The 1,764-nt window shown below is 70.2% G+C and carries 2 protein-coding genes; both read right to left on the reverse strand.

Translation table 11 applies throughout. From position 1 onward, the window contains the following. A partial coding sequence (gene ahr, locus WBA11_RS13590; protein ID WP_424521212.1) for an NADPH-dependent aldehyde reductase Ahr occupies positions 1-991 on the reverse strand: 991 nt, incomplete at its 3' end. 79 nt (positions 992-1,070) lie between these two features. After that, positions 1,071-1,764: hypothetical protein (locus tag WBA11_RS13595; protein WP_424521213.1), on the reverse strand; the 694-nt coding region annotated here is incomplete at its 5' end.

Genomic DNA, 1,764 nt, shown 5'->3' on the forward strand with positions numbered 1-1,764 from the left:
GCGCCTCCCCGGACTTCAGCCGGTCGACCGCGGCGTTGACCTCGCTCATGGGGTAGACCTCGACCTTGGGCTTGATGTCGTGGAGGTGCGCGAACGCGAGCATCTGCTCGATCGTCGCCGGGGCGCCGACCGGCGAGCCGGAGACCGAGCGCTGGCCCATCATCAGTGGGAAAACGCCCAGGTCGAGGGGCTCGAGCGTGGCGCCGACGAAGTGGAGCCGGCCCTTCGGCTTGAGGGTGCCGACGTACGCGTCCCAGTCCAGCTTGACGTTGACCGTCGAGATCACGTAGTCGAACGAGCCTGCGGCGGCGGCCATCGCCTCGGGGTCGCGCGAGTTCAGCACGTGGTGCGCGCCGAGTTCGAGGGCCTCCTCCCGCTTCGACGCGCTCGACGTGAACGCCGTGACCCTGCACCCCCAGGCGTTGAGGAACTGGAGCGCGAGGTGCCCGAGCCCGCCGATGCCGATCACGGCCACGGAGTCCGTCGGCTTGACGTCGAACTGGACGAGCGGGTTAAAGACGGTGATGCCTCCGCACAGGAGGGGCCCGGCGGCCTCCAGGTCCATCCCGTCGGGGATCGCGACGACGCTGGCCGCGTCGGCCCGCACCGTCTCCGCAAAGCCACCGTGGCGGCCGACGATCGTGCCCTGGGCCGTTGCGCAGAGGTTTTGGTCGCCCGTCTTACAGGAGGCGCATTGGCCGCAGTAGCCCGCGTGCCAGCCCAATCCGACGACGGTCCCCATGTCCAGCCCCTCGACGTCGCGGCCGGTCGCGGCGACGCGGCCGATGATCTCGTGGCCCGCCACGAGCGGGTACTGGGTCATCCCCCACTCGTTCTCGATCATGCTCAGGTCGCTGTGGCAGATGCCGCAGGAGAGGACGTCGATCTCGACCTCAGTGGGGCCGAGGGCGCCGGCCTCGTAGGTAAACGGCGCCAGCGGACTGCCGGGTTCGTGGACGGCGTAGGCTGAGATGGTCTGGGAGTCGGTCATGGGGTTCGTAAGGATGTCGGCGAGTCGCCGGGAGAAAGCGGGGTCGATGGATAGGACGGTCGAAGCGGACCGGGGGCCGTCACGGGCTTCCGTCGGAGCGGTCGCCGAGCTCGCGCTCCAGCGCGGCGCGGATGCGCCGCAAGAGGCCGTCGAGCTGGCCGTACTTGTAGAGCACGTCGTCCTCGATCCAGACCTTCTGCACGAGCGCGTTGCGCAACGCCCGGCTCTGGAGGAGGGGTCGGTGGTCGGTGGGCGTCGGCGGGGCAGGAAGCGTCGCGCCCTGGTACGGGTCGCCGCTGCCGGGGACCGTCTCGGCCTGGTTCGAGACCTGGGCGAGCTCGGTCTCGGACCTAAGCAGCGGCACCCATACGTCCTGGTAGTGGGCCAGCTCCTGCTCGCCCTGTGCCCGGACCGCCGCGAGCTCGGTGTGCCACGTCCCGAGCAAGCGCCGAAGTGAGTCGGTCTGAACGAGGTCGAGTTGGCCGTCCTGGACGGCCGCGTCGAGGACGGCCGACTCCAGGGTGGTGTAACTGCCCCACCACGAGATGTCGGTGAGGAGCTGGTCGGCGGAGTCGGCGGCGACCTCCGAGGCAGGGTCGGCCGAGACCGCCAGGAGCGTGGTCGCGGTCTCCTTGAGGGCGCCGTGGAAGGCGACGATCCGCGCGAGGCGCGCCTCGTTGGCGTCGGCCTCGGCGAGGAGCGCCGTGAGGAGACGGTACTCCTCCTGGGCCTGTTGCCGGTCGCCCCACCACGCATTGAGCGCCAGCGCGATG

Origin of the sequence: Rubrivirga sp. (assembly GCF_049648075.1) — a bacterium.
In the GTDB taxonomy this organism is placed as follows: domain Bacteria; phylum Bacteroidota; class Rhodothermia; order Rhodothermales; family Rubricoccaceae; genus Rubrivirga.